The organism is Blastococcus sp. DSM 46786, from assembly GCF_900109665.1.
GTDB lineage: Bacteria > Actinomycetota > Actinomycetes > Mycobacteriales > Geodermatophilaceae > Blastococcus > Blastococcus carthaginiensis.
In genome coordinates, this window is the sequence record NZ_FOAO01000010.1 from 122,671 (window position 1) to 148,256 (window position 25,586).

A 25,586-nucleotide genomic window follows, 5' to 3' on the forward strand; every position below is an offset into this window, starting at 1 on the left:
CTCGCAGCCGGTGTCCGATGACCTCACGGTCTGGCGCCGCGGCGGAAACCGGCGCCGATCCCCTCGGCCCGATCTCGGTTCTCCAGGTGACTGCGCAGCGGCTGATCGCCCGCACCGTCCGGCTCGCCAACACCCGAGCCGGCGCCGCCGGCCGCACCGAGGAGAACCCATGTCCCACCCCGAGCCGACCGCTGCGACCAACTCCGACACCGCCGCTCCGGCCGGCCCCCTCGCCGAGTACGCCGCGGCGATGGCGAAGGTCCGGCAGCTCGTCGACGCCGGACTCGTCACCCCCGAGGCCCTCGGCTTCCAGTCCCCGGTCGCCGCCGCAGGTCCGGCCGCGACCCTCGTCCCCGGCGAGCGCATCACCATCGCCGACCTGGCCACCAAGACGCTCGACGGGCTCAAGGGCGGCACCAAGAGGACCTACCGCTCCTACATCCGCTTCCTCGCCGAGGGCTGGCCGCTGGACGTGCCGCCGGAGGAGAAGGTGTACCCGGGCCTGGGGGAGAAGTGGGCCGACGAGGTCCTGCCCAGCCACCTCGAAGAGGCCCTCCGCCACATCGAGTCCCGCGCGCTGGACAGCGCCGCCACTCGGGCGGCCAACCGTGAGGCCGCCGGGCGGGAGGTCCGCACCAGCACCGCCGGTGGCGCGAAGTACAACGCAGTGGGCGCCTGGCGGCGCATGTTCAAGGTCGCCGTCAAGGACCGCCACCTCGCGAAGGCCTTCGATCCCTCCCAGGAAATCAGCAAGCCCAAGCGCCGCGACGGCACCCGCATGGCCTTCGAGCAGTTCCAGCTCGACGACGTCTGGGCCGTGGCCACCGGAACCGGCGACGACCCCGTGCTCGACGAGCACGTCCTGGAGACCATCCTCATCGCCGGGGCCCGCCAGGAGGGCATCCTCAACCTGACCCTCGGCGGGCTGGACCACGTCGAGTGCACCATTCGGCTCGACGAGAAGTTCGGCAAGGTCGTCCACCAGCCGGTGCCCGACTGGTTCATCGCCAAGCTGCACGCCTTCGCGGTCGGCCGGGGTGCAACCCGGCCCGGCGACGCCGTCTTCCGCTACCACCCGGGCGGCCGCCGGCGCGGAGCCCCCATCGGCAGCCGCCGCTTCGACTACCTCTTCGAGGACCGCATCCAGGCCCGCCTGCCCTGGGCGGACAAGGAGCAGGTCACCGGCCACACCGTGCGGCACCACGCCATCACGGTGGTCGAGCGCGAGTTCAGCCACGCGGTGTCGGTGGCCTTCGCCAGGCACGAGCCCGAGGGCGTCAACGGCCGGTACACGGTGGCCCGGCCGAAGGAGGTCGCCGCGGCCGTCGTCGCGCTCTACGGCGGCGACCACCCCTGGCTGCACCGCGAGCCGCGGCCGCGCACCGACTGACGCCGTCGCCGCCCGCAGGGGCCCCACCGCCGGGTGGGGCACCTGCGGCGTTTCGGCGGGGATCTCCGCACCGCCGTCCGGCCGTGTGGAACCCCGGGGTGCTCATCACCCAAGGGCGGTCGGCGGCTGCACCCGGGCGGGTGGGCAGGTCTCGGTGGGCCCCGTCCTCGCCCTCCAGGCGCCGCCGCGTCGGCGCGCGATCGGCTCGCCGGCCGGCGTCACCGGCTGAACCGCAAGCCGAGCAGGGCTGTGCTTATACCCCAGGGGGGTATAAGGTTAGCGTCGGTGCAGGTCCCCCGGCGCTGCCACTCACCCGTCTCCGGCGGGTCCGGCGGCCGGCCGGTGGAGCAGTGCGAGGCAGAGGGGAAGGTCATGTCAGATCCGACGAACGGCCCGGGCCGCCACGCGGGGCAGCCGGACGCGGCGGTGCCCGGCCACCACCACGGCCACGGGCCGACGCACGGACAGGGACTGCCGGTCGCCGCCGGCGACGGCCGCGTGGGCGTGGAGGACCCGCTGCGCGCCGCCGCCGGCTCCACCCCCGACGGCCACGCGGTGCACGGCGGGCACGACGACCACGGTGGCCAGGGAGACCTCGGCGGTCACGCGGCGCACGGCGGGCACGCCGGCCACGGCGGTGATCACGTGGCGATGTTCCGTCGGCTGTTCTGGCTGATGCTGACGCTGGCGGTGCCGACGGTGCTGCTCAGCGGCATGTTCGCCGACATCGTCGGCTACACGCTGCCCGACGTCCCCGGCCTGGAGTGGGTGTCCCCGGTGCTGGGGACGGTGATCTACGTCTGGGGTGGGTGGCCGTTCCTCACCGGCGCGATCGGGGAGATCCGGGCCCGCAAGCCCGGGATGATGCTGCTCATCGGCATGGCCATCACCGTGGCCTTCCTCTCCTCCTGGGGCTCGACAGTGGGCCTGCTCTCCCACGAGCTGGACTTCTGGTGGGAGCTCGCGCTGCTGATCGTGATCATGCTGCTCGGCCACTGGCTGGAGATGCGATCGCTGGCCCAGACCTCCTCGGCGCTGGACTCGCTGGCCGCGCTGCTGCCCGATGAGGCGGAGAAGGTGGTCGGCGACCAGGTGGTCACGGTGCCCCCGGCCGAACTCGTCCTCGGCGACGTGGTCATCGTCCGCCCCGGCGGCCGGGTGCCGGCCGACGGCGAGGTCGTCGACGGAACCGCCGACGTGGACGAGTCGATGATCACGGGCGAGTCCAGGCCGGTGCGCCGGGGAGTCGGCGACACCGTGGTGGCCGGCACCGTGGCCACCGACACCGCGATCCGGGTGCGGGTGGCCGCGGTCGGGGAGGACACCGCGCTGGCCGGCATCCAGCGGCTGGTTGCCGAGGCGCAGTCCTCCACCACGCGGGCTCAACTGCTCGCCGACCGGGCCGCCGGCTGGCTGTTCTGGTTCGCCGTGACCGCCGCGGCGATCACCGCCGTCGTGTGGAGCCTCTACGGCGCGCCGGACAGCGCGCTGGTCCGGGTGATCACGGTGCTGGTCATCGCCTGCCCGCACGCCCTGGGGCTGGCGATCCCGCTGGTGGTGTCGATCTCCACCGAGCGGGCGGCGCGCGGCGGTGTGCTGGTCAAGGACCGCGGGGCGATGGAGCGGATGCGCACTGTCGACACCGTGCTGTTCGACAAGACCGGCACGCTGACCCGCGGGGAGCCGGCGGTCACCCACGTCACCGGGGTCGGCCGGACCGAGGACGAGGTGCTCGCGCTGGCCGCCGCCGCGGAAGCCGACAGCGAGCACCCGCTGGCCCGCGCGATCGTCGCCGCCGCCCACCGGCAGGGCCTGCCCGTATCGCCGGCCACGGCGTTCCGCGCGTCGGCCGCGGTCGGGGTCACCGCCACCATCGACGGGCACACCGTCGCCGTCGGCGGGCCGAACCTGCTGACCGAGCACGGCCTGGCGCCACTGGCCGACACCCGGCCGTGGGCAGCCGAGGGTGCGACGGTGCTGCACGTCCTCGTGGACGGGGACGTCGCCGGAGCGCTGGCCCTGGCCGACGAGATCCGGCCGGAGTCCCGGCAGGCGATCGACGCCCTGCACGCCTTCGGCGTCGACGTCGTCATGATCACCGGCGACGCCGAGCCGGTCGCCCGCGCGGTGGCCGCCGAGCTCGGCATCGACCAGGTGTTCGCTGGGGTCCGTCCGGAGGACAAGGCCGAGAAGGTCGCCGTCCTGCAGTCCCAGGGCCGGGCCGTGGCCTTCACCGGCGATGGCGTCAACGACGCACCAGCCCTCGCCCAGGCCGATGTGGGCATCGCGATCGGCGCCGGCACCGACGTGGCGATCGGCTCCGCCGGGATCATCCTGGCCTCCTCCGACCCGCGCGCGGTGGTGTCGGTGATCCGGCTGTCGCGGGCCAGCTACCGCAAGATGCAGCAGAACCTGTGGGCCGGCGCCGGCTACAACCTGGTCGCGGTGCCGCTGGCCGCCGGGGTGCTGGCCCCGGTCGGGTTCGTCCTGCCGATGGAGGTCGGCGCGCTGCTGATGAGCCTGTCCACCGTCGTCGTGGCGTCCAACGCCCAGCTGCTGCGGCGGCTGGACCTGCGCCCGGAGGCCAGCGTCGCCGAGGTCACCGCCGGCCGGCTGGCTCCGGAACGGCGGTCCGCGGCGGCCGCCGAGCCGACCGCGGCCGGGCGGCGCTGACCGGCTCCGGCCGCCGGGCACCGTCCCGGCGGCCGGGACTGCGGGCGTCGTAGCCTCGCTGAGGAAAGGGGGGGTGGGCATGGCGGCACGAGGATGGGCAGCGCTGCTGCTGCTGGCCGCCGTCTTCGCCATGCACGGCCTGCAGTGCACCGCCGTCGGCACCGATCACACGGCCGGACACGGCACTGCAGGGATCGCTGTGGCCCCCGCCGAGCAGCTTGAGGGTGGTCTGCACGCAGGGGCGGTGAGCCCCGGCCCCGACGCGCACAGTGCCGTCCACGACAGGAACCCCGGCAGCGTGCACGCCGCCGCCGCGATGGCTGCCGCCGCCCCTCTGGCCGGCCTGCTGACCGCCGGCCACGACAGCACGGCGCCGGCCGGAGCGGCCGGGCACCTGTGGACGCTGTGCCTGGCGGTGCTCGCCGCCGGGCTGGCGGTGCTGGTCGCCCTGCTGCTGCCCCGCCTGCTGACGCTGCTGCCGGCGGCGTGGGCGCGGCTGCGCGCGCACGCCTCCACCGGCCTGGCGCCCCTGCGCCCGCCGGACCTGCACGCCCTCTGCCTGCTGCGGATCTAGGCCGACCGCCTCCACCGCCCCCGCCTCAGCGCCCGTGCTGGCCCGGCGGCGGTGTACGCGCACGTCCACCGGCCAACTTCTGCAGCTTCAGGAGACATCCACCATGACCCGCACCACCGCACGCCTGACCAGCCTCACCGTTGCCCTGCTCGCCGGCGCACTCGTCCTCGCCGGCTGCGCCGACGACGACAACGACGCCGCCGGGCACGGCTCGATGATGAACGACACCGGCTCCTCGGCCAGCTCCTCGGCCGAGCAGGCCGAGTTCAACGACGCCGACGTCACCTTCGCCCAAGGCATGATCCCGCACCACCGGCAGGCGATCGTCATGGCCGAGCTCGCCGAAGGACGCGCCGCCGACCCGCGCGTGCTCGACCTGGCCGCCCGCATCCAGGCCGCGCAGGACCCCGAGATCGAGACGATGTCCGGCTGGCTGCAGGACTGGGACGCCGACGGCGGCCACATGGACGGCATGGACGACGGCATGGGTGCCATGGATCACGGCGAGGGCGGGATGATGTCCGAGGGCGACATGCACGCGTTGATGTCCGCCACCGGCCCGCAGTTCGACCGCCTCTTCCTCGAGCAGATGATCGTGCACCACCAGGGCGCGGTGGAGATGGCGGCCGAGCACTCCGCGAACGGCCGCAACGCCGAGGCGCTCGCGCTGGCCCAGTCCATCCGCGACAACCAGAACGCCGAGATCGCCGAGATGCAGCAGCTGCTCACCGAGCTGGGCGGCTGACCCGGCCGCGGCGGGGCCGGCGCTCAGGCCCGCCCCGCCGCGCACCGGCCCGGTCCGCCCTCGCACCGCCCTGGAGCATTCGCATGCCCACGAACCGCACCGCTCGCGCCGCCGTCGCCGGCGGCGTCCTGCTCACCCTGCTGACCGGTTGCGCGGCCACCGACGAGTTCGCCACACCCGCGCCGGGCGACACCCCCGGCACGCTGCCGGCCGCGCACGTGCACGCCGTCGCCGTCGATCCCGGTGACGGTGCGCTGCTGCTGGCCACCCACGAGGGGCTGATCACCGTCGCCGACGACGGCCGGCCGGCAGCCGTCGGCCCGGTCATCGACCTCATGGGATTCACCGTCGCCGGGCCCGACCACTACCTGGCGTCGGGGCACCCCGGGCTGCGCACGGACCTGCCCAACCCGGTCGGGCTCATCGAGAGCACCGACGGCGGGGAAACCTGGGCGCCGCTGTCCCGCGCCGGCGAGTCCGACTTCCACGCCCTCACCGCCCTGCCCGGCGGGGGTGCGCTGGGCTACGACGGGGCGCTGCGCCGCACCGCCGACGGCACCACCTGGGAGCAGCTGGCCATCCCGGCCGAGCCGCACACCCTCACCGCCACCCCCGACGGCCACGTGCTGGCCACCACCGGCGCCGGGCTGCTGCGCTCCACCGACGCCGGGGCTACGTGGGCGCCGGTGGACGACGTGCCGCTGCTGCAGGTGGTGACCTGGTCCGGCGACGGCACCGCCGCGGTCGGCATCACACCGGACGGGGCGGTGTGGACCAGCACCGACGCCGCGGCCAGCTGGACCCAGCGGGGGCAGCTGGACGGGGCGCCGCAGGCGGTGGCCGCGACCACCGCCGACGGCGAGCTTCGCGTCCTCGTGGCGACCGACCACGGCCTGCTGGAGTCCACCGACGGCGGCGCCACGTTCACCACGCTGTTGAGCACCTGAGCCGACGCCGCGACCTGCCCCCGTGGGCTCTGGTGCTGGTCAGCCGGTCGGGCAGTCGCGCAGCGCCGAGCCCTTGAACTCGGGGACGGGTCGGGCCTGCGCCTCCTCGGGCGTCTCGGCCTCCCCGTTCTCCTCGATGTCCTGGATCAGCCACTCCATCTCGGCGATCTCGCGCTCCTGGGCGCGGATGATCTCGACGGCGAGCTCGCAGACGCGGACGTCGGTGATGTCGGCGCGCTCGGAGCGGGTGATGGCCAGCGAGTGGTGCGGGATCATCGCGCTCATCCAGGCGGAGTCCTGCACTGTGGCCTGGGTGCGGTCCAGCGCGATCCCTCCGCCCAGCAGCAGCAGGCTCACGGCCACGATGGCGATGTTGCCCTTCATGTTCTTGTACATGTTGAGCATCCAGGCCAGCATGACCAGCCCCATGGTGCCGCCCATGGTGATCGCCATGAACACGCGACTCTGGCTGAACTGGACGTGGCTCCACTCCCAGGTGCCGGCGAACATCGTCCAGTACATGACCACCATGGACGTGGCGATCATCGCCGCGAAGCGCAGGTACATCTTCCGCTGCATCTTCTTCTGCATCCCACCGTCGTCGGAGGCGTCGTGGTGGCCGGACTCCTCGCCGCCGTGCCCGCGCGAGTGGTCCTCGTTGCTGCTCTTGGTCGCCATGGGTTGGTGTTCCGTTCTCTCGCCGACCGGTCTCCGGGGGCCGGGCGTGGGTGGTCGTGCCCTGCCGACGTCCCGGCGCCTGGTAGGGGCCTGGTGCGCTGGGACGCCTGCTGGTTCGGGCCGGGTCGGTCAGCCCAGCGAGCTGATGAGGTCGCGGCACGCCTGCTCGCAGCGCCGGCATGCCTCGGCGCAGACGCGGCAGTGCTCGTGCATCTCGGCGTGCTCGGCGCACTCGTCACCGCATGCCTTGCACGCCGCAGCGCAGGCCTCGAGCACCGCCCGGGTCAGGTTGGCGTCGTAGCCGGTGTGCCGGGACAGCACCCGGCCGGTGCTGTCGCACACGTCGGCGCAGTCGAGGTTGGTGCGGATGCACTTGGTGAGATCGGCGACGGTGTCCTCGGACAGGCACGCGTCGGCGCAGGCGGTGCAGGCCTGGGCACATTCGAAGCACGCCTCTACGCACTCGCGGAGCTTGTCCTTGTCCACCCCGCCGAGGTCCTTGGGGTAGGTGTCGAGCATCTGCGCGGCCACGGTCATGGCTACCTCCTCGGATCTCCGGCGCCGGAGGGCTCGGGTGCCGTCCGGGGCTGTCGCCGGCGGATCCGTGCTACCCGTAGATCCGTACGGGTATGAGCGCACCGGAGGTGTTTCTCGATGTCCGAACCCACCCACGCCCATCCGGTCGATCCCGAACGGGTCGCCCACGCCCGCAGCCGGCTGCCCAGCCGCGATGAAGCGGCCCAGCTGACCAGCGTGCTGAGCCTGATGGCGGACCCCACGCGTGCCCGCGTGTTGTTCGCCCTGGACATGGTGGAGGAGCTGTGCGTCGGCGACCTGGCACTGGCGCTGGAGGTCAATGAGGACGCCGTCGGGTACGCGCTGCGGCTGCTGCGTACCGCGGGGCTGGTGGTCAAGCGCAAGCAAGGGCGCGTCGTGTACTACCGCCTCGCCGACGGCTTCCCCGAGCCACTGCGCGAGCACTGCCTGCGCCAGCTGATCGCCCTGTCCCAGGCGCCGGCGCCCGACGAGGGCTGAGGCCGCCCGGCGCGGGCCCCGGCTCATCGACCGGCCGCACAAGTGGAGATCGAGCCGCACAACACCAGCGAGGTGGAGGTCTGGTTCGTCGCCGAGGACCCCGGGCGCACCCGGGTGGAGCTGGAGCACCGCAACCTCGACCGGCACGGCCCCGGTTGGCAGTCCGTGGCAGAGGGCGTCGGCCACGACCAGGGCTGGCCGCTGTACCTCGACCGGTACGCCGCCCTGTTCGGCGATCGCGGCTGACGGCCACCGGCTGCACAGGTCCCGCCGGTTCGCGTGGCGGTCAGCGGTCCGCGGTCGCCACCTGCCATACCGGGCCGCGGTGGGCGACGGCCGGCCGCAGCCCGTGGTCAGCCAGGACGGCGAGCATTGCCGCCGGGGAGTGGGCGAAGGTGCGGAACTCCCGCCGGGCCAGCCGGAACATCGTGTTCTGGGTGAGGACGACCGCGCGGGAGACCGGGCTGCGCGGCGGGAAGCTGAACACGAACCGACCGCGGGTGCGCTCGGCGACCGCACCGAGCAGGCCGGGGTGGTCGGCCGCCACGGCCTCTGCCGGGACGCGCGAGAAGTGACCCGCCGGGCACGGGCGCTGATCCGGACGGTCACTCGACCACGGGCCGCAGCCATCGTGGGCCCTCCACGGCGGCGGCCACGCCTGGCTGCGCCACCTGGTGCGGCCGATCGCCCCCTGATCGGGTCGACCACGTTCAGCAGGGGCCCACCGGTTCGGTGGGCCCCTGCTGCCGTTCATGCTTCGCCGCGTCGACGTACTAGCCGGCGTGCGATCCGGGTCGGAGCGCGCGTGCTGCCTCCTGCAGGTGTCCGGTCAGGACCCGGCGCAGGGTCTCAGCTGACGTGCGAATGCTCGCCAGCGACTTCTCCCCGCTGGAGATGTGACGAGTCAGTTCGTCCCATCGGGGGAGGAGCTCCAGGGCGTGACCCACTGCAGTCTGCGCTTGACCGACGTCGACGGACGCGCCCGGCTGCTGCCCGGCGGCGATGACCAGACTCAGCTCCCTGAGCACCGACAGCACGAGGGTGAACGCAGTCGGATCGTCCGCCGCGACGACGAAGTCGACAGCACCGACCCGGCAGAACCGGCTCGGACCCGGGACGTGGGTCTCGTCCGGAACCACGAGCAGGCCCACCGTGGCGCGGCGAACACGCCTGGCGTCGGAGAGCGCTTGCTGAGCTTCGCGGACGCTGAGCGCCCTGGAGCGGTTCTTGCACTCCACTGCGATGGTGGGACGCGCCCCGCTGCTGAGGACGCACAGGACCACGTCCCCCGCCTTGCGGCTGTTGCTGCCCGGCGCCGGCGTCGAGCCCACGTGCTCGACCACATCGCCGGTTGCCGCCGCGAAGGACGCGAGGTGGTCGGCGACCAGGGTCTCCCAGGCGGTGCCGGCCACGTTGGGGTTGCGGCGGCCGGCTGCCTGCCCGGCCTGCTGAGCCTGGATCATGCCGCGCACGGCGGCTATCCCCTCGGCCAGTTCCCGACGTGCGCCGTCGACGCTGGCGGTGATCTCCCTCTTGGCGGCCGACAGCGGTGACATCGGATTGTCCGTCGAGAGGGTGCTCCGCACCTGCTCCGTGTGGGACGACACGACCCGGGCCAGCTGGCTCAGTGCCTCCGCCTGGACGGTGGTCGCGGCCTGCCGGACCGCCTCCTGGACGTTCGCGGCTTCGCCGCCGAGCACGGCCGAGAGCCGTGCCGGTAGATCGGCCAGCGCAGTGGCGGCGGCCTGGCGGGTGGCCTGCTCGGTGTCGGCGAGGCGAGCGGTGAGCTCGTCCAGCTGCGCGACGGTGGCCGTCGCCCGGGTCGCGAGGGCATCCTCGAAGCCACTCAGGGCTCGCTGGACGACCGCCTCGACGTCGGTGCCGCGCTGCAGCTCGCCGGCCATCAGGCCGACCGCGACGGCACGGGCCACGGTCTCCTCGAGGGAGGCCGGGCCGTGTGCGGCCAGTTCCCGCTGGGCGATCGCGACCACCTCACGGTGCGTCACCCGCAGGTGGCGGATCTCCAGGGCGTCACCGGAGACGGTGACGTTCCCGCTGCGGCCTCGCTGGGCCGGGAGGGCGGTCATCGCGGCAGCTCCGCCTGGAGCAGCTGCGCGACCGTGACCGGTGGCCCGTCGCCGAGGCGGCGGCAGGTCAGGCAGTCCGCGGCCCGGGTCAGCGGGTCGCCGGTGTGCTCGGCTTGGAGCAGGAGGAGGTGCAGGCCGGTCTCGATCACCCGGAAGTCGTCCGGGTGCCGCCTGCGCAGTGCCTCCTCGATCGCCACGACGGCGTCGAGCAGCTCCTGCTCGTCGGCGCCGCCGTGGGCCTGGGCCGAGATCAGCCGGGCCGACGCGGCCAGCCAGCTCGAGAGGAGCCGGCGGAGATCCCGGTCACGGTGTGCGGCCTCGGCCGCGGGGGACGCCGGTCCGGAGACCGGGAGGGGACGGATGGATTGGGACACGGTGGGCCCTTCGGGTTGCTGGGCGCCGTGGTGCGGGGGACGGACGTCCCCCGCACCACGGGGGTGGCGTTCGTCCACCGCCGGACACCATCGGGGCGGCGCGGCCGGGGACAAGGTGCGGATCACCGCCGCTCGTTCCGATGGCGCTCCCGGGTCCACAGCAGGCCGACCAGGCCGCCGATGTGGACCACCTCCCCCTGCTCCTGGAGGTAGTCCCAGTCGCTGTCGCTGAGCAGCGTCGGCCCGCAGACCTGGACGATGACGTCGACCGCAGCGGGTGCTTCCCCGCTGAGCAGCCAGCTCAGGCGACTGCAGCTGAGGTCGTGCTCCTCGCACCAGCAGCGGTGCCCCGGGACCGTCAGCTCACAGTTGAAGCAGGTCGTGCAGGTCTCGCTGGCGTCGTACTCGACGGGGTCGACAGCAGGCAGGCGGTTGGTGACGGTGACCGCCGCGAGGCACACCTCGTTGCACAGCATGACGCTGGCGCCGCGGTCGATGGGCAAGAACAACATGAGGGAGCTCCCGGAGGGCTCGGCCGGCGCCCCGCCGGCGGGGACGGCGCCGGAAGGCGACCGCGGCCGGACCGTGCTGCGAGTCCGAGCCGCTGCATTCGCCTCGGCCGGGCTCATTGCGCCGAGGGGCACTCGCGCCGACAGGTCACCGGCATGGACACCGACCTGCCCGCCCACCCCGACCACGAGCCCGCCGCGCTGCGCCGCTACCGCGAGCTGGTCGCTCGCCTCAGCGACCCGTCGGCCCTGACCGACGAGGCGTTCGACCTGCTCGCGCCGCCCGGCGGTGACACCGCAGGTGACGAGGGCGTCTGGGTGCCCCTCATCGTCACCAGCGGGGTTGTTCCCGAGGTGTAGAACCCCAGGTCCATTTCGCTGGTTCGGGGGCCTTGTATCGCTGCGATTGCCGCCGACGGTGCCCTCGGCACGGTGCGAACCGTTCGCGCCCCGCCGAGAGGACCACCCCCATGTCGATGTACACGCCGCAGAAGGTCTACCGCCTGCTGGCTCCGCTGCTGCCCCCTGGTGCCCCGACGTGCGTGAACCTGCCGCGCTTCTCCGAGGAGAAGCACTGGCCGGGACTGGCGGCACAGATCGCCGCGCTGTTCGAGGCCTACGCGCCGGGCAGCCCCGCGCTGCAGACCATGCAGAGCTGGCCGGAGGAGGTGTGGAACCCCGAACACGCGGCGCTCGGTGCGCAGTACGGCGTCCAGTGGCTGCGGCTGGCGGATCTGCACCACCTCGCCGAGGGGGAGGACCCGCTCATCTGCGTTGTTCTCGTCGGCGACCAGCTGCTGGTCGGCGCCACGCTGTCCACGACGAAGCGGCACATCGCCCGTGAGGACGGCGAGGACGAGAACGCGTACCTGGTCCTGCTGATGGCGCTGATGAACCACTACCGCTCCCTGCGGGCGCTGCGGTGGGTCGAGGATGTCACCCGGGCCGCTCGGGACGACTTCGGCTGGTCTTCGATCAAGCGCAAGTGCAAGGACCGCGGAATCCGCATCGTGCTCGCTGGCCGGTCCTACGACCTCCACGACCAGGGCGACGAGCTGGCGCTGAAGGCGCTGGGCATCCCGGCCACCCAGGACGACGACAAGCGGCGCAAGGCCCTCACCGGCAAGCGCCTGCTCAAGTACATGTCCGGGGGCGCCGCCATCGCCGAGGACCAGATGCCCCACGGCTGGCGCTTCGCTCGCGACGACCACGGCCGGGCCCGGTGGGAGGGCATGCGCGGCTACATCCCGGAGGGCGAGTTCGCGACCGCTGCTGCCCTCCAGGACCTGTACCGGCGCGTCGCCGCCGGTGAGACGTGGACGCGCATCGCCGACCAGCTGATCGACTGGGAGGCGAAGGGCAACATCACGCGTCGGGCCCACGCCAGCATCGGCAGGACCTACGCCGACGTCGACGGGGACCCCCAGGCCCGGTACGGCGCTGCGAAGGGCGTCTTCGTGCGGGGCAACGGCCGCCCGAAGGTCGCGCCCACCGAGGCTGCGATCGCCGACTACGAGGGCGGCGGCGACCCCGCCGTGCTGTTCAGCCCCGAGATCCGGCTGTTCCTCGGCAAGGTCGAGCTCGTGCGCACCGGCCGGTACTTCCGCCGGCTCACCAACGACATCCGCGGCCGCAACGTCGTCCTCCACGGCCTGGCCGCCACCTACCAGGACGAGGACGACGAGTTCGGCTGGTTCGACGTGCTCAGCGAGCCGTGGGCGTGGCCGGTCGACCCGGTCAGCGGAGAGCCGCTGGCCCGGTTCGGCATCTCCGACGAGACCTGCCGCAAGGTCGGCGCCCGCCTGCTGCGGGAGCTGCGGCAGCCGCCGGCGGAGTCCGGCGGCCGAGTCCACCACTCGCGGCTGGTGCGCCGAGTGCTGCAGAACTTCAACCTCTGGACCGTGAAGCCGGGGAAGCCCGGCGCCCAGTACGACGACGAGCCCACCGAGTACGGCATCGAGGCGCGCCAGAACAACAGCGGCAAGGACAACTTCGTCGTCCTGTTCCGCCGGTACAGCGTCGGCGGCAAGCCCAACGGTGACCGTCGTGGCCTGTCCTGGCTCGGCCCGAAGGAGAGGAAGCCCGAGCACATCGCCGCGACCGGCAGCCTGGACGACCTCACCGGCTCGGTCGCCGCGGCGCTCGACGACGCGCTCACCGCGCTCGCCGGCAGCACGGAGCTGGCCACGTTCGACGGGACCGCGCCGGCTGGCGAGGACCTCCACCGGCGACGCGTCTCCCTCGAATCACAGCTCGGCCGACTGACCGAGGAGGCCGCGGCGCTGCGCCGCGACGCCGACAACCAGCGTCTGATGGCCGGGCGCAAGGTGGATGCGGGTGATCTCGAGGGCGCGGACCGCTACGACCAGCTCGCCACACGGAAGACCGCCGAGGCGGTGGCGAAGGACCAGGACCACGAGCGCGTGCGCCAGGAGCTCGCGGCGCTCGAAGATGCGCTGAGGGCGGCCACCCGCAGCCGCGAGGCAGAGGTGGACGTCTCCGTCGGCGCCTGGCTGGTCGCTGGCCTGCGTCGTGCCGTCTACACCGGCGGCCGCGGCTCGGCGGTGCTCGGCAAGCTGGCCGACAAGACGTTCACGCACTGGACCTTCCGGGCCGACGACGAGGACCTGCACTGGGGCTGCGTCGCGGAGCTGCCCCTCCGCGACGGCGGCAAGCTGCGCCTGCCGTTGGCCAGCTGCATCCGCAACGTCCGGACCCGGCCCGGCAAGGGCCTCGCCTCGGCCGACGTCGTCGCCCGCTACGTCCTCGACGAGGGTCGCGACATCAAGGAGGTGGCCACCATCCTCGCTGCCACTCGCCGGACCCTCTTCGTCAAGATCCTCATGCCCTGGCTGGTCGCCAACCGGGTGAAGGCCCGTGGCGCCAAGAGCTCCCTGCTCGACCACCCGCTCCCCGCGGTGCGGCGCATCGTGTACGCGGCGGTCACCGGCACGGACAACGGCGTCGCCGCTCGCTGGCCGGAGGCCGTCTCGAACCTCGTCGTCTCGACCTACACCGACCCCGACCTGCCGTGGGGCGACGCCGCCGTCCCCGACGACGTCCGGCCGGTGATGCGGCTGGCAGCCACCCTGGACCAGCCGGGGCCGCGCGAGCACGGCCTGCTGGTCTCTGAGGCCTCCCTGCTGCTCGGCGTCTCCGAGGACGAGGTGCGCAGCTGGGTCGTACCGGTGCCCCCGTCGTCCGGCGGGTTCAAGCGCCCGCAGTACCTGCAGTACGTCCCGGGCAGCAACAAGCAACGGGTCGAGCTGATCCCGTGTCCGCACCGGCGGTGCGGAGGCCGCGCCAGCCACGTGGTGATGCTCGCGGAGGTCGCGCGCAGCGGGTTCGGTGTGCTGTGCCCGGCCTGCCGCCGCGCCCCCCGCAAGGACGACACGTGGGCCTGGATCGCCTTCCCGCCCGTCTACCTCGGCACCTGGAGCCGCACCGAGAAGGTCGCCTTCCGCCAGGCGCCCGTCACCGTCGCGGTGCCCGCACCGGTGCCGTACGCCATCGACCCCGCCGATGCGGCGTGAACGAGGGCGGGCACGCGGCGCGAACGTCGAGGCCGCGCAGACCTAGCACTCACCGGCAGTCGATCGTTGGCAGATGTGGCGAGGCGCGGACAGCGGGACTCGCCGCCGGAAAGTCCTTCGGTGTGTCTACGGTGGAGAGGTGTCCGTGATGCTCGATCGCCTTGCCGCTGGCGATGAGGCGGTGGCGGTGCCCGAGTCTCGCGTTCTGGCGTTTCGGTGGGAGCGCGACATGCTTCCGCCGCTCATGGCGGTTGTCGATGACGTCGTCCCACACCAGGGACGGGGACCAGTGCATGTTCTGACCGAGGTCGCTTCGGCGTCCGGCGTTCCGGACCTCGTGGCCGTGCGCTTCGACGAGCGGATGACCTCCGAGCGGCTCGCTGCGGGACTCGGACCCATCGGGGACCTCACGCAGGTGCGGGCGTTGGTCGCCGCGGCCGACGGCGGCCGAACCGTCGCGCAGCTCGCCGCTGCGGCCCAGGTCACCCGGGCCTACCTGCGAGGCAGCGTCCTGCCTGCACTCGTCGACGCCGGCTGGCTGGAACCGACAACGGGCCGTGGTTCTTCGGCGGTCGTCACTCCTCGCCATCTGCTCCGTCCGGTGGCGGCCGACTTGGTCACCATCGAGGCGAAGAAGGCCGCATGGCAGCGCGCCGTCAACCAGGCGATGCGCCACGCCCCGAGCACCGACGCCTGCTACGTCGCGCTGGACGCCATCCGCGCAGCCCCGGCGATCGCACAGCGGGCCGCCATCCGCCGGCTGGGCGTGGGGCTGCTCACCGTCGACCCGGTGACGTGTCGTGTGACGGTCATCGCGCGTCCACGCCGTCGTCCCCACGATCCCGCGATGAGGACGCTCCTTGCGGAGCGGTCCTGGCAGCTCGTGCTGTCCGGTCAGACGACCGGTCCGACGTTCCCCGTCTTCGGACGAGACCTCACCGCGGTTTGACCGACCCGACCGCTCAGATCAGCAGGTTCTCCCACTCGGCGAGGTGAGCGGGTGCGTTGTTCCCCGTAGGCGCAGCGGGCGTGCCGGCCGTTGCCCGCAGGAACGCCTGGGCGCGGCGCACCTCACGGAGCGCCTCCATCCGGCGGTTCGGCGACGCGAGCAGCGCGGTCAACCTCGCGCACCGCAGCAGGTAGTGCATCGACGCCGTCTCCTTGTCCCACCGCGCCGTGCTCGGCGTTGCAGCCCCCAGCGCCGTGCAGTACCGGCACTGGCAGAGTTGGTAGTCGGTCTCCCCCAGCATCGCGACGTGCGAGGCGTGGTCGACGGTGTGCAGGACGGTCCGCTCGAACAGCCGCAGCGTCGGTGGTGGTCTGCGCTGCCCGGGCCGGTTGGCGACGATCTGCGGTGCCGCGTAGGCCTGCTCCCCCCACGACGGTCCTGTGGAGAAGCCCGTCGCGCCGAGCGCCGTGGCAACCCACCCGGTGAGACCGCTGTTGGGCAGGACGAGGACCTTGTCCTCGAGCGCAGCGGTGACGGCGAGCTGCCGGTAGCCCTCGAGCAGGGAGCGCTGCCGGAGCTGGCCGTACCGGGGCTGCACGACCGGCCAGCGGAAGCGGAGGTACCACAGCCGCTCGCCCGACTCGACGATCTCGTGGAGCAGGACCCCTCGCAGGACCGGGTCGGTCAGCCAGCTGCCGTCCAGGGTGAGGTTGACGAACATGGGGGTCGTGCCGGCCGCCCGCCGACTTTCGGCCACCCAGCGGAGCGCGTGGGCGAACTCCCGCGCGCCGTTGGCCGCGCTCACCCATCCCGTTGCGGACAGCAAGACGGTGGCGCCGACGTCCGTCTGGCGCTCGAGCACCTCGCGGACCCAGGCCGGGTTGGTGGGGGCCGAGGCCGGCACCGCGTTGACGAGCCACGGATGACGGCCGGCCTTCTGATCGCTGACGTTCGCGTCCGGGCCGCCGTACGCCGGCGCCGTGTACAGATCCGGGTCGGCGATGCGGATGGGTGAGCCGGGGAACCGGTCGAGAAACGTCTCCGCGGCCGCTGGCGTGTGCGCCGGGAGTCGCACGACGACGCCGATCCCCACCCTGCCTCGCGTCACGCGGGTCGCGACCCTCGCCACCGACGGCATCTGGCTCGACTGCTGGTAGCTCTTGGCTAGCAGGAGCAGGGGCATGGTGCCTGACAGCTGCACCTCGAGCGCCGACTGCACCGGGGTCGTGACGCGCGGACGATCGCGGACCTCCCCGGTCGAGACGTCGACCGTGAACGCGGACACGTCCGGGGCGAGCGATCCCGTCGGCAGGTCCTCGGCGTCGTCCTCGGCGGTGCTCAGATCACCGGCTGCGGCGGCCTCGTCCAGCTGGACGAGGTCCAGATCGGGGGAGTCGACGTCCTCGACATCGCCCTGTTCCTCCTCGACATCGTCCCCCGCCTGGTCGAGATCGCCCGGGAGCTCGTCGTCCGGCTCAGCCATCACCGCGTGCCCCCGCCCAGGTCGCGGTACGCCCGCGCGGCGGAACCACGTTCGTGCGGCTCGAACGACAGCAGTCGTCGCACCACCGCTGCCGTCGCCTCGGGTACGCCATCCGGCAACGGGCGCGGGCCCTTGCGCATGCGCTCGAGTGCCTCATCGGCGAGCACGGCGCGACCCCGGTCGTCGAAGAACGGGTGCTCCCGCGCGAGCAGGATGTGCGCGACGACGCCGACCGCCCAGACGTCCGCCGCCTTCCGCGCCTCCTGCTGCTGGACCTGCTCGGGGGCCATGAAGGGCAACGTGCCCATGAGCGCGGGGTACTGCGTGAACGACTCGGCGTTGAGCAGCTTGGCCAGCCCCAGATCGAGCAGGACTGGGGCAGCCCAGGATGCGCCGCGGAGGGCGACGTTCTCCGGCTTGATGTCGCGATGGACTGTCTCCACCGCGTGCAGTTCGGTGACGGCGCCGAGGAGCTCCCGCAGGAAGGCCTGGGTCTCCTCGAAGGTCGGCAACGACTGGGACTCGATCCGTCCTGCGACGTCGCCGCCGTCCACGAACTCGAACACGAGGACCGGGCGTGAGCCCATCGGAAGACCGACGGTGAGGACGTCCTGGAGCGCGACGACGCGCGGATCGTCGACCCGTCGCAGACCCCCGACCTCCCGTTTCAGGTAGGCCTCGGGGTAGTTCTCGTCGAGGACGACCTTGACCGCACGAACGGCTCCATCCGGGTCCACGATCCGCCAGGTTTCGCCGAAGGCACCGCGACCGAGGAAGGACGCTGTCGTCGCGCCGAAGGCCGCCTGGACGTCGTCGGTGCCCAGCGTCGGCCCGAGCCTCACGCCCGGCGTCGGCTCCCACCAGAAGAGCGCGTTCACACAACCTCCCCCGTACATGGCGTAGAGCTACAGACCCACCCGGAAGCAGGGGCGCCGGCGCCGCATCACCCGCGTCGGCCAGAGCGGACGTCCGGGGGACCGCATCCGCACAAGACGGGCGGCTCTGTGGTGTGACGAGTCTAACAGGCCGTAGTCAGCGCAGGTCGGTGTGCACATGAGCGTGGTGACGCCCCGCACCAGCACGGGTGGGTGCGGCGCCGGCCGCAGCCACCAGCCCGGGATCCGGGCGCGGTGATCGCGGGGCGGCACTGTCCGTAGGCGGACGTACCCTTCCGGCCATGATCACCAGGGCGTCGGATGTGAGCCGCGAGGGCTCCGCTGGGGAATCGCCCAGTGACGCACCGTCAACTCCCCCCTTGCCCACCAGGCAGACGACGAGCGCCGGTCCCCTCGGGGGTCGGCGCTCGTCGCACGTGGCGGTCAGGCCGATCCGCCTGCCCCCTGCACGAACGCCGCCGAGTCGTAGTAGGTGCGGACGCCGCTGAGCCGGTCCTCGTCCCCCTCGATGACCGTGACGCCCCGGTAGGTGAACGGCTTGCCGCTGCGCAGGGTGCCGGTCGAGGTCCACTCCAGGGCCGCGCTGGTCTCCCCGACCACGGAGTGGGTGAACGTCGTCTCCAGGTCGCCGAAGACGTCGCGGTAGTCCTCCCAGAAGACCTTCGCGCCGTCCTTGCCCGAGGTCTCGTGGTGCTCGTCGAGCTTGACCAGCTGGGCGTCGTCCCCGGTGATCTCGAGCATCGGCCCGACGTCGCGGTCGCTGTCGAGCGTGTGCAGCGCGGCGGTGAATCGCTCGGTCATCGAGTGCACGGTTCCTCCTGGGACGTCGGTGCGGCGGGGGCCGCCGCGGAGCGGGCCTCGCCCCACCGTCGCGCCCTACCCCGTCGTGCCCGGCCCACCCGTCCCCCGCCGGCCCGGCCCTCGTTCCCGGCGGTTGGTCCGGCGCGGGTCCCGGTCCCCTCGGCGGCCGGCGCGCGCGTCACACGTGCGGGCAGCGGTGGCGTCAGCCGGAGATGCGGCGCTGCGCCCGCTCGCCGAGCCGGCCCATCAGCAGGACGGCGCCCCACGGCACGATCACCCAGAACGGCCAGAAGTAGAGGAACTCGCCCGACGCCAGCGACGTGATGCCCCAGACGAGCAGCACGATGACCGCGGTGCTCGACCACGAGACCCAGGCGGCCTGGTGGACGGCCTGGTGGGTCCCCCCGAACCCCCGGCTGCCGCAGGCCGGCACCGGGTGCGCCGACCGCGCCGGCGCGGGGCGCGGAGCCGGCGCCGGCAGGTCGGTGGTGAGCTCGGCGAGCTCACCGAAGGTGCGGGCGGCGTAGGCCCGGCCCAGCCGCTCGTCGTACTCGGCGACGGTCAGCCGGCCTTCCGACATCGCGCGCCCGAGGGTGGCGGCGACGGCGGCGCGGTCGGAATCGGCGGCGCGGAGGTGCGGCTCGGCCACGGTGCTCTCCTCGTTCGGGGACACCAGTCTGGTCCGCGGAGCCCGGCCGGGACCACTGACAGCTGTCACCGGTTCCACGTGGAACCCGTCAGCCCGCGGGCGGCACCGCCCCCGCGGTCAGGTGCCGGCCGATGACCATCCGCTGGATCTGGTTGGTGCCCTCGAAGATCTGCATGACCTTCGCCTCGCGCATGTACCGCTCGGCCGGGTGGTCGCGGGTGTAGCCGGCGCCGCCGAGCACCTGGACGGCGTCGGTCGTCACCTTCATCGCGGCGTCGGTGGCCACGAGCTTGGCGATGCTGGCCTGCCGGGAGAACGGCTTGCCTGCGTCCTTGCGGCGGGCGGCCACGAGGTAGGTGGCGCGGGCGGACTCGACGGCGGCGGCCATGTCGGCCAGCAGGAACTGCACGCCCTGGTGCTCGGCGATCGGGCGGCCGAAGGCCTCCCGCTCCACGGCGTAGGCGACGGCGACGTCGAGGGCCGACTGGGCCAACCCCACGGCGACGGCGCTGATGCCCAGCCGACCGGAGTCCAGCGCGCCCAGGGCGATGGCCATGCCGCGGCCGGGCTCGCCCACCAGTCGGTCGGCGGGGATCGGGGCGTCGTCGAGCCGGATCGCCGCGGTCGTGGAGCCCATCAGCCCCATCTTCTCCTCGGGCTTCGCCGCACTGAAGCCGGGCAGGTCGGGGGTCAGGTGGAAGCAGGAGATCGCGCGTTCGCCGTCGGCCGGGGTGCGGAGGAACGTGGAGTAGAAGTCGGCGTGGCCGCCGTGGGTCACCCAGGCCTTCTCCCCGCGGGCGAGCCAGCCGTCGTCGGTGGGGGTGGCGGCGGCACGCATCGCGGCGACGTCGGAGCCGGCGTGCGCCTCCGACAGCGAGTAGGCGCCGATCAGGGTGCCGCCCACCATCTCGGGCAGCAGGTCGCGGCGCTGCGCCTCGGAGCCGAAGTTCGCGATGGGGGAGCAGGCGAGCGTGTGCACGCTGATGCCCAGGGCCACGGTCGCCCAGCGCGCGGCCAGCTCCTCGAGCACCTGCAGGTAGACGGCGTAGGGCTGCCCGCCGCCGCCGACCTCCTCGGGGAACGGCAGCCCCATGAGCCCGGCCTCCCCGAGGAGGCGGAAGACCTCGCGGGGGAAGCGCTCCTCGCGCTCGTGGGACGCCGCCTGGGGGGCCAGTTCGGCGTCGGCGATCTCCCGGGTGAGGGCCAGCAGGTCCTCGGCCTCGGGCGTGGGCAGTTCGCGGTCGACCGGCACGGTGCTCCTTCTCGAGGGGGCGTCCAGCGGACGGTACCTCCGGGAGCGGTCGCGGGCCGTTGGCAGGATCGGCGTCCGTGATCATCGAGGCGGCTGCCTGGGACCACCCCGACGTGCGGCGGCTCACCACCGACCAGCAGACCGAGGTGCGCGCCCGCTACGGCGGCAAGGACGAGCCGGGCAGCCACCCCTCCGCGGCCGACGTCGCCGTGGTGCTGCTGGCCCGCGACGACGACGGGACGGCGGTGGGCTGCGGTGCCCTCCGTGAACTCGGGGACGGCGAGGCCGAGGTCAAGCGCATGTACGTGGTGCCGGCCGCGCGCGGTCGCGGGGTGTCCAAGGGGCTGCTCACCGCGCTGGAGGACGCCGCCCGTGCCCGCGGCTGGACGACGCTGCGGCTGGAGACCGGCCCGCTGCAGCCGGAGGCGATCGGCCTCTACTCGGGCGCCGGCTACCGGCCGATCGCGGCCTTCGGGGACTACGTGGGCGACCCCGACGCGGCCGGCTCGCTGTTCTTCGAGCGGGCGGTCGCCGGGCCGGGCGTCCCTGCTCCGCGCTGACCAGGGACCGCGATCGGGTGTGTGAGGGTGTGCCGACGCCGTCGGGCACCGTTGTCCGACCGACCGCCGAAGGGATCCCCATGCGCATCCGCCCGCTCGCCGTGGCCGCCGTCGCGGCCGCCCTGCCGCTCTCCCTCTCCGCCTGCGGCGGCGCGAGCGTCGAGGACTTCTGCGCGCAGTACGAGGCGATCGACCAGATCCAGTCGGACGAGACCGACCAGGCCAAGGCCGAGCTCGAGGAGCTGGCCGACGTCGTCCCGGACGAGGCCGGGGACGAGGTGCAGGAGGCCGCGGACCTCATGGCCGAGATGTTCCCGGCCGACGGCGACCTGGAGGGCGCGGTGACCAGCGGCGAGCTGAGCGAGGACGACGCCCAGGAGTTCCTCTCCGCCGCCGGGACCGTCACCGGCTACGGCGACGAGAACTGCGCCTGAGCGCGACGCACCGGGGTCCCGGGAACGGCCGCCGCCCCCGGCGGGGCCAGCACGGCGTCACGTGGGCGGTCCTGTGGGACATCACGACGGGAGTCGAGGCCCTGACACGCCGGCCCCTCACGGATCCCACCGGCCGGCGTGTGCGCTGACGCGGACTCCCGGGCCTCGAAACCGGGCGTCAGCGCCCACGCTGGCCGGTTTCGCTCGTCTGGTCCGACGCCCCACATCTCTGCCCACCGGGTGTCGCACCGGCGGCGGGGTGCCGCGCGACGGGCGGCGTGAACCGGATCCGCCGCACCGGACATCAACGGGTGTGACGACTTCACCGATCGCGGCCGGATCATCACCTGCCGTGACCCCGACGGCGATGCACCGGTCCGCCGGCCCGCCCGCCGAGCCCCCGCGGCTGCGGGCGCTGCCCGACGCCCTCCCCGGCGACGCCGAGTTGATCGCCCGCTCGGTCGACGACCCGGCGGAGTTCGCCCCGCTGTTCGACCGGCACGCCGCGACCGTGCACCGCTACCTGGGCCGCCGCGTGGGCGAGCTCGCCGACGACCTGCTCAGCGAGACCTTCCTCGTCGCGTTCCGGCGCCGCGCGGCCTACCGTCCCGAGCACGTCGAGGTCCGGCCGTGGCTGCTGGGCATCGCCACCAACGTCGTGCACGGCCACCGGCGCACCGAGCAACGCCGCTACCGCGCACTGGCCCGGGTCGCCGCCGAACCCGAGCGGCACGGCGAGGACCCGGGTGACGCCGCGGACCGGCTGGACGCCCAGGCGCTGCGCGGTCCGCTCGCCGCCGCGCTGGCCGGGCTGAAGCCCCGCGACCGCGACGCCCTGCTGCTGCTCGCCTGGGGCCAGCTCGGCTACGAGGAGATCGCCGCCGTCCTCGACGTCCCGGTCGGCACGGTGCGCTCCCGGCTGCACCGCGCCCGCCGCCAGACCCGCGCCGCCCTCGGCGACGTCTCCCCCTTCGCGCCGACCTCCGAGGAGGAGGACCGATGAACGACCTCACGCTGCTCCGCGAGGCGGGCCCCGAGGCGCCGCCGCTGTCCCCCGCCGCCCGCTCGGCCGCCCGCGCCGCGCTGCTCGCCGAGATCGAGGGCCCGGCTCCCCGGCGACGGCCGCGCAGGAGGCTCGTCGTCCGCACCGGGGTGGCGGCCGTCGCGGTGGCCGCCGCCTGGACCGCCGCGGTGGTCATCGCCGCCCCGGAGGGTCCCGGGACGCCGGCCACCAGCGTCACCCTCGTCGACTTCGAGATGCCGACCTTCCCGCTCTCGCTGGCCCCCGAGCCCGTCGGCATGAGGCCGGCGTTCACCGGGGACGGCGAGTCCGCCGGCTTCGCCGAGTACGACTCCGCGGACGGGGCCGACCGGTTCACGGTGGGCGTCCACGAGGACGAGCCCGACTGGCTGGAGGACGGCTACGCGTCCGCCGACGTCACCGATCGCCGGGAGATCGTGGTCGACGGCGTGGCGGCCGACCTGGTCCGTGGCACGAGGAACGTCTACTGCGAGGACGGCCTGACGGTCTGCGCGCGGGAAGGGTTCGCCGAGATCCTCTGGGAGCGCCGACACGACCAGTGGGTGCTGCTGTCCGGCGAGGGCCGGTACGGCCGGCCGCCGGAGCTGGTCGCGGTCGCCGAGTCGCTGGTCGACCGCCCGCAGCGGGCCACGCTCGCCGCCGAGCTCGCCCCGGCCGGCTGGTCGGTGCAGTTCTACAAGATGGGCCGCGTCCTCACGCTGGTCAACGACTCCTACGAGCAGCAGACGATCACCGTGCACGTGCCCCTGCCCGAGGACGTCCCCCCGCTGGAGCAGGTGCGGGAAAGTCTCATGGGGCCCGTCGGGCCGCAGCTCGACGTGACGGTGCAGGGCCGGCCGGCCGCGCTGGTTCGGGTCGACAACGGGCCGAGAGACCGCGGCTGGTTCCTCCAGGCCCAGTTCCAGGACGGGACGACGTTCACCCTGCAGGTGCCCGACGCGTTCACCCAGGAGCAGGTGCTGGAGTTCGCCGAGCAGGTGACCTACCACCCCTGACGCGGCGAGATGCGCCAGGTCGGGGTGTCCGGGTGCCGGGCACCCCGATCTCGCGCGTCTCGGCGCAGGGAGCGGCCCCGTCGCCCGGTGTGGTGAGGTGGCGGCATGCCCGATCCCGACCGCACCGAGGTGGAGCTGACCGCCGGCGACGCCGTCCTCGCCGTCGACCTGCGCGGCGGGACGCTGCGCCGGCTCGCCGTCGGCGCGTGGGAGGTGCTCGACGGCTACCCGGCCGGGGAGGTCCTGCCCGGCTGGCGCGGCGCCACCCTGGTGCCCTGGCCCAACCGGCTCCGCCACGGCCGCTGGAGCTGGCAGGGGACCGAACTGCAGCTCGACGTCCGCTCGCCCGAGGAGCCGCACGCCATCCACGGGCTGGTCACCTGGCAGCCGTGGCGGGTGCTCGCGGAGGCGGACGGGTCCGTCACGGTCGGGACGACGGTCGAGCCGCAGCCCGGTTACCCGTTCCGGCTCGCCGTCGTGGTGCAGCACACCCTCGCCGCCGGCGGGCTCACCAGCACGCTGCGGGTCCGCAACGCCGGCGACCGGCCGGCGCCCTTCGGGGCCGGGTTCCACCCCTACCTCTCGGTCGGGGCGGTGGACGACGGCGGGATCGGCGAGGCCGAGCTCGCGCTGCCGGCGCGCACCGAGCTGGTGCTTGACGGCGGCCTGCCGACGGGGGAGCGGCGGCCGTTCGACGGCGCCGTCGGCCGTATCGGCGACCGCGCGCTGGACACGCCGCTCACCGACCTCGAGCGCGACGCCGACGGCTGGTGGCACGTGCGGCTGCGGGGGAGCGCCGGCGAGCTCACCGTCTCCGCGGACGCCGCCTGGCCCTGGCTGCAGGTCTACACCGGCGACACGCTGCCCGCGGGCCAGCGGCGGCGCAGCCTCGCCGTCGAGCCGATGACCTGCCCGCCGAACGCGCTCGCCGACGGCGTCGACCTGCAGGTGCTCGAGCCGGGCGCGGAGTGGGCCGGCACCTGGTCGCTGGCCTGGACCCCGGCGGCCTGAGATGCGGGTGCGCGAGCTGTGGCGCTACCCGGTGAAGTCGCTGCAGGGTGAGCGGCTGACCGAGGCCGAGGTGGGCGCGCTCGGCCTCGAGGGCGACCGGCGCTGGGCGCTCTTCGACCGCGACACCGGCTTCGGGCTGACCGCCCGCCGGGTGCCCGAGCTGCTCTTCGGCGCGGCCCGGCTGCGCCCCGACGGCGGGGTGGAGGTCGTCCTCCCCGACGGCACCGTCACCGCCGACGAGGCGATCCTGTCGCGCTGGCTGGGCCGCCGGGTGGAGCTGCGGGCGGCGCCGGAGGACGACGCCGACGTCCCCACCTACGAGTCCGCGGTGGACGACGAAGAGCCCGACCCCGCGGAGTGGCTGCAGTGGGAGGGTGCGCCGGGCCCGTTCCACGACAGCCCGCGGATCCGGCTCTCGCTGGTCTCCACCGGCACGCTCGGCACGTGGGACCGCCGTCGCTTCCGGGCCAACGTCGTCCTCGACGGCGCGGGCGAGGACGCGCTGCGCGGCACGGAGGCCGACCTGGGCGGGGCGCGGCTGCGCTTCGGCACCGGCATCCCCCGCTGCGTGATGACCACCCGGCCGCAGCCGGGCGGGATCGCGCGCGACACCTCGGTGCTCAAGACGGTGCACCGCGAGCGGGACGGTCTGCTCGCCGTGCGCGCCGCCGTCCTCACCCCCGGCCGGGTCCGGGTCGGGAACGAGCTGCACCGCGCGGCAGACTGAGCCCGTGCAGACCGTCGACCTCCGCCCGGGCGAGGAGAGCATCCGGCTGGGCCAGCTGCTCAAGCTCGTCGACGCCGTTCCCACCGGGGCCCAGGTGAAGGACGTGCTGCTCTCGGGCGCGGTGACGGTCAACGGCGAGCCCGAGGACCGGCGCGGCCGGCAGCTGCGCTCCGGCGACGTCGTCGCGATCGAGGGGCACGAGGACGTCCGCATCCGCTGAAGAAGGACCCCCTGCCCCGCGA

At 73.7% G+C, this 25,586-nt stretch carries 29 protein-coding genes; 17 read left to right on the forward strand and 12 right to left on the reverse strand.

Annotated elements, in window-relative coordinates; genetic code table 11:
* Window positions 1–169 precede the first annotated feature (169 nt).
* Complete coding sequence (locus BMW62_RS11035; RefSeq protein WP_091930901.1) at window positions 170–1,390, forward strand: site-specific integrase; 1,221 nt, start codon at window positions 170–172, stop codon at window positions 1,388–1,390.
* A 375-nt stretch (window positions 1,391–1,765) separates the two neighbouring features.
* Here BMW62_RS11035 and BMW62_RS22615 read toward each other — a convergent pair whose 3' ends face one another.
* Complete coding sequence (locus BMW62_RS22615; protein WP_170852332.1) at window positions 1,766–2,035, reverse strand: hypothetical protein; 270 nt, start codon at window positions 2,033–2,035, stop codon at window positions 1,766–1,768.
* 6 nt (window positions 2,036–2,041) lie between these two features.
* Between BMW62_RS22615 and BMW62_RS11040 the strand changes: the two genes are divergently transcribed.
* The 4 genes from BMW62_RS11040 (at window position 2,042) to BMW62_RS11055 (ending at window position 6,329) form a co-directional block, all read left to right on the forward strand.
* The gene (locus BMW62_RS11040) at window positions 2,042–4,063 is read left to right on the forward strand and encodes a heavy metal translocating P-type ATPase (protein WP_170852340.1); all 2,022 of its coding nucleotides are present in this window, start codon (window positions 2,042–2,044) and stop codon (window positions 4,061–4,063) included.
* Window positions 4,064–4,142: 79 nt separating this feature from the next.
* The gene (locus BMW62_RS11045) at window positions 4,143–4,637 is read left to right on the forward strand and encodes a hypothetical protein (protein ID WP_139206243.1); all 495 of its coding nucleotides are present in this window, start codon (window positions 4,143–4,145) and stop codon (window positions 4,635–4,637) included.
* Window positions 4,638–4,740: 103 nt separating this feature from the next.
* Window positions 4,741–5,382 (forward strand): DUF305 domain-containing protein, encoded by a 642-nt coding sequence (locus BMW62_RS11050; RefSeq protein ID WP_091930903.1) that lies wholly within the window; start codon window positions 4,741–4,743, stop codon window positions 5,380–5,382.
* 83 nt (window positions 5,383–5,465) lie between these two features.
* Window positions 5,466–6,329 (forward strand): F510_1955 family glycosylhydrolase, encoded by an 864-nt coding sequence (locus BMW62_RS11055; protein ID WP_091930904.1) that lies wholly within the window; start codon window positions 5,466–5,468, stop codon window positions 6,327–6,329.
* Window positions 6,330–6,368: 39 nt separating this feature from the next.
* On the opposite strand, the gene BMW62_RS11060 is transcribed toward BMW62_RS11055, so the two are convergent.
* Together BMW62_RS11060 and BMW62_RS11065 are read right to left on the reverse strand one after the other, a co-directional pair.
* A complete protein-coding gene (locus tag BMW62_RS11060; protein WP_091930905.1) occupies window positions 6,369–7,007 on the reverse strand; it encodes a DUF305 domain-containing protein in 639 nt (212 codons plus the stop codon).
* Window positions 7,008–7,136: 129 nt separating this feature from the next.
* A complete protein-coding gene (locus BMW62_RS11065; protein ID WP_091930906.1) occupies window positions 7,137–7,544 on the reverse strand; it encodes a four-helix bundle copper-binding protein in 408 nt (135 codons plus the stop codon).
* Between the two features lie 117 nt (window positions 7,545–7,661).
* Here BMW62_RS11065 and BMW62_RS11070 point away from each other — a divergent pair, with 117 nt between their 5' ends.
* On the forward strand, window positions 7,662–8,042 hold the full coding sequence (locus BMW62_RS11070) for an ArsR/SmtB family transcription factor (protein WP_091930907.1): 381 nt from the start codon (window positions 7,662–7,664) through the stop codon (window positions 8,040–8,042).
* A 42-nt stretch (window positions 8,043–8,084) separates the two neighbouring features.
* Entirely contained in the window at window positions 8,085–8,288 is a 204-nt protein-coding gene (locus BMW62_RS11075; protein ID WP_211435087.1) for an SRPBCC family protein, read from the forward strand.
* 40 nt (window positions 8,289–8,328) lie between these two features.
* Here the strand turns inward: BMW62_RS11075 and BMW62_RS11080 are convergent, their stop codons facing one another.
* The 4 genes from BMW62_RS11080 to BMW62_RS11095 all read right to left on the reverse strand — a co-directional run bounded on the left by BMW62_RS11080 (window position 8,329) and on the right by BMW62_RS11095 (window position 11,015).
* On the reverse strand, window positions 8,329–8,589 hold the full coding sequence (locus BMW62_RS11080; protein WP_091930908.1) for a hypothetical protein: 261 nt from the start codon (window positions 8,587–8,589) through the stop codon (window positions 8,329–8,331).
* Between the two features lie 226 nt (window positions 8,590–8,815).
* Entirely contained in the window at window positions 8,816–10,033 is a 1,218-nt protein-coding gene (locus tag BMW62_RS11085; RefSeq protein WP_139206244.1) for a hypothetical protein, read from the reverse strand.
* Window positions 10,034–10,125: 92 nt separating this feature from the next.
* On the reverse strand, window positions 10,126–10,503 hold the full coding sequence (locus tag BMW62_RS11090; RefSeq protein ID WP_091930910.1) for a hypothetical protein: 378 nt from the start codon (window positions 10,501–10,503) through the stop codon (window positions 10,126–10,128).
* Window positions 10,504–10,625: 122 nt separating this feature from the next.
* Window positions 10,626–11,015 (reverse strand): hypothetical protein, encoded by a 390-nt coding sequence (locus BMW62_RS11095; RefSeq protein WP_091930911.1) that lies wholly within the window; start codon window positions 11,013–11,015, stop codon window positions 10,626–10,628.
* 153 nt (window positions 11,016–11,168) lie between these two features.
* Between BMW62_RS11095 and BMW62_RS11100 the strand changes: the two genes are divergently transcribed.
* From BMW62_RS11100 to BMW62_RS11110, 3 genes are all read left to right on the forward strand, one after another.
* Window positions 11,169–11,372, forward strand: coding sequence for a hypothetical protein (locus BMW62_RS11100; RefSeq protein WP_091930912.1), 204 nt, complete (start codon window positions 11,169–11,171; stop codon window positions 11,370–11,372).
* 110 nt (window positions 11,373–11,482) lie between these two features.
* Window positions 11,483–14,545, forward strand: a complete 3,063-nt coding sequence (locus tag BMW62_RS11105) for a recombinase family protein (RefSeq protein ID WP_091930913.1) — start codon at window positions 11,483–11,485, stop codon at window positions 14,543–14,545.
* 139 nt (window positions 14,546–14,684) lie between these two features.
* Window positions 14,685–15,494, forward strand: coding sequence for a hypothetical protein (locus BMW62_RS11110; protein ID WP_091930914.1), 810 nt, complete (start codon window positions 14,685–14,687; stop codon window positions 15,492–15,494).
* 13 nt (window positions 15,495–15,507) lie between these two features.
* Here the strand turns inward: BMW62_RS11110 and BMW62_RS11115 are convergent, their stop codons facing one another.
* The 5 genes from BMW62_RS11115 to BMW62_RS11135 all read right to left on the reverse strand — a co-directional run bounded on the left by BMW62_RS11115 (window position 15,508) and on the right by BMW62_RS11135 (window position 20,575).
* Window positions 15,508–16,977 carry a hypothetical protein gene (locus BMW62_RS11115; RefSeq protein WP_091930915.1) on the reverse strand — a complete coding sequence of 490 codons (1,470 nt, stop codon included), beginning with the start codon at window positions 16,975–16,977 and terminating at the stop codon, window positions 15,508–15,510.
* Entirely contained in the window at window positions 16,977–17,855 is an 879-nt protein-coding gene (locus BMW62_RS11120; protein WP_170852333.1) for a serine/threonine-protein kinase, read from the reverse strand. Before BMW62_RS11120 ends, BMW62_RS11115 begins: the two co-directional genes overlap by 1 nt.
* Before the next feature lie 441 nt (window positions 17,856–18,296).
* A complete protein-coding gene (locus tag BMW62_RS11125) occupies window positions 18,297–18,674 on the reverse strand; it encodes a nuclear transport factor 2 family protein (protein ID WP_139206245.1) in 378 nt (125 codons plus the stop codon).
* 202 nt (window positions 18,675–18,876) lie between these two features.
* The gene (locus BMW62_RS11130) at window positions 18,877–19,323 is read right to left on the reverse strand and encodes a DUF1707 SHOCT-like domain-containing protein (protein ID WP_091930962.1); all 447 of its coding nucleotides are present in this window, start codon (window positions 19,321–19,323) and stop codon (window positions 18,877–18,879) included.
* An 88-nt stretch (window positions 19,324–19,411) separates the two neighbouring features.
* A complete protein-coding gene (locus tag BMW62_RS11135; protein ID WP_091930918.1) occupies window positions 19,412–20,575 on the reverse strand; it encodes an acyl-CoA dehydrogenase family protein in 1,164 nt (387 codons plus the stop codon).
* A 77-nt stretch (window positions 20,576–20,652) separates the two neighbouring features.
* Here BMW62_RS11135 and BMW62_RS11140 point away from each other — a divergent pair, with 77 nt between their 5' ends.
* From BMW62_RS11140 to BMW62_RS11170, 7 genes are all read left to right on the forward strand, one after another.
* Window positions 20,653–21,135, forward strand: coding sequence for a GNAT family N-acetyltransferase (locus BMW62_RS11140; RefSeq protein WP_091930919.1), 483 nt, complete (start codon window positions 20,653–20,655; stop codon window positions 21,133–21,135).
* An 80-nt stretch (window positions 21,136–21,215) separates the two neighbouring features.
* On the forward strand, window positions 21,216–21,569 hold the full coding sequence (locus tag BMW62_RS11145; protein WP_091930920.1) for a hypothetical protein: 354 nt from the start codon (window positions 21,216–21,218) through the stop codon (window positions 21,567–21,569).
* A gap of 352 nt (window positions 21,570–21,921) precedes the next feature.
* Window positions 21,922–22,572 carry an RNA polymerase sigma factor gene (locus BMW62_RS11150; RefSeq protein WP_244523968.1) on the forward strand — a complete coding sequence of 217 codons (651 nt, stop codon included), beginning with the start codon at window positions 21,922–21,924 and terminating at the stop codon, window positions 22,570–22,572.
* The gene (locus tag BMW62_RS11155; protein WP_091930921.1) at window positions 22,569–23,606 is read left to right on the forward strand and encodes a hypothetical protein; all 1,038 of its coding nucleotides are present in this window, start codon (window positions 22,569–22,571) and stop codon (window positions 23,604–23,606) included. Before BMW62_RS11150 ends, BMW62_RS11155 begins: the two co-directional genes overlap by 4 nt.
* A gap of 105 nt (window positions 23,607–23,711) precedes the next feature.
* Window positions 23,712–24,617, forward strand: coding sequence for an aldose 1-epimerase family protein (locus BMW62_RS11160; protein WP_091930922.1), 906 nt, complete (start codon window positions 23,712–23,714; stop codon window positions 24,615–24,617).
* A gap of 1 nt (window position 24,618) precedes the next feature.
* On the forward strand, window positions 24,619–25,344 hold the full coding sequence (locus BMW62_RS11165) for an MOSC domain-containing protein (protein WP_091930923.1): 726 nt from the start codon (window positions 24,619–24,621) through the stop codon (window positions 25,342–25,344).
* 4 nt (window positions 25,345–25,348) lie between these two features.
* Window positions 25,349–25,564: an RNA-binding S4 domain-containing protein gene (locus BMW62_RS11170; protein WP_091930924.1), complete on the forward strand. Its 216-nt coding sequence runs from the start codon at window positions 25,349–25,351 to the stop codon at window positions 25,562–25,564.
* Window positions 25,565–25,586 lie beyond the last annotated feature (22 nt).

Coding starts and splice junctions, on each gene's coding strand:
- BMW62_RS11035 (WP_091930901.1), top strand. CDS start 170: ATGTCCCACCCCGAGCCGACCGCTGCGACCAACTCCGACACCGCCGCT.
- BMW62_RS11040 (WP_170852340.1), top strand. CDS start 2,042: ATGTTCCGTCGGCTGTTCTGGCTGATGCTGACGCTGGCGGTGCCGACG.
- BMW62_RS11045 (WP_139206243.1), top strand. CDS start 4,143: ATGGCGGCACGAGGATGGGCAGCGCTGCTGCTGCTGGCCGCCGTCTTC.
- BMW62_RS11050 (WP_091930903.1), top strand. CDS start 4,741: ATGACCCGCACCACCGCACGCCTGACCAGCCTCACCGTTGCCCTGCTC.
- BMW62_RS11055 (WP_091930904.1), top strand. CDS start 5,466: ATGCCCACGAACCGCACCGCTCGCGCCGCCGTCGCCGGCGGCGTCCTG.
- BMW62_RS11060 (WP_091930905.1), bottom strand. CDS start 7,007: ATGGCGACCAAGAGCAGCAACGAGGACCACTCGCGCGGGCACGGCGGC.
- BMW62_RS11065 (WP_091930906.1), bottom strand. CDS start 7,544: ATGACCGTGGCCGCGCAGATGCTCGACACCTACCCCAAGGACCTCGGC.
- BMW62_RS11070 (WP_091930907.1), top strand. CDS start 7,662: ATGTCCGAACCCACCCACGCCCATCCGGTCGATCCCGAACGGGTCGCC.
- BMW62_RS11095 (WP_091930911.1), bottom strand. CDS start 11,015: ATGTTGTTCTTGCCCATCGACCGCGGCGCCAGCGTCATGCTGTGCAAC.
- BMW62_RS11100 (WP_091930912.1), top strand. CDS start 11,169: ATGGACACCGACCTGCCCGCCCACCCCGACCACGAGCCCGCCGCGCTG.
- BMW62_RS11105 (WP_091930913.1), top strand. CDS start 11,483: ATGTCGATGTACACGCCGCAGAAGGTCTACCGCCTGCTGGCTCCGCTG.
- BMW62_RS11115 (WP_091930915.1), bottom strand. CDS start 16,977: ATGGCTGAGCCGGACGACGAGCTCCCGGGCGATCTCGACCAGGCGGGG.
- BMW62_RS11125 (WP_139206245.1), bottom strand. CDS start 18,674: ATGACCGAGCGATTCACCGCCGCGCTGCACACGCTCGACAGCGACCGC.
- BMW62_RS11145 (WP_091930920.1), top strand. CDS start 21,216: ATGCGCATCCGCCCGCTCGCCGTGGCCGCCGTCGCGGCCGCCCTGCCG.
- BMW62_RS11155 (WP_091930921.1), top strand. CDS start 22,569: ATGAACGACCTCACGCTGCTCCGCGAGGCGGGCCCCGAGGCGCCGCCG.
- BMW62_RS11160 (WP_091930922.1), top strand. CDS start 23,712: ATGCCCGATCCCGACCGCACCGAGGTGGAGCTGACCGCCGGCGACGCC.
- BMW62_RS11165 (WP_091930923.1), top strand. CDS start 24,619: ATGCGGGTGCGCGAGCTGTGGCGCTACCCGGTGAAGTCGCTGCAGGGT.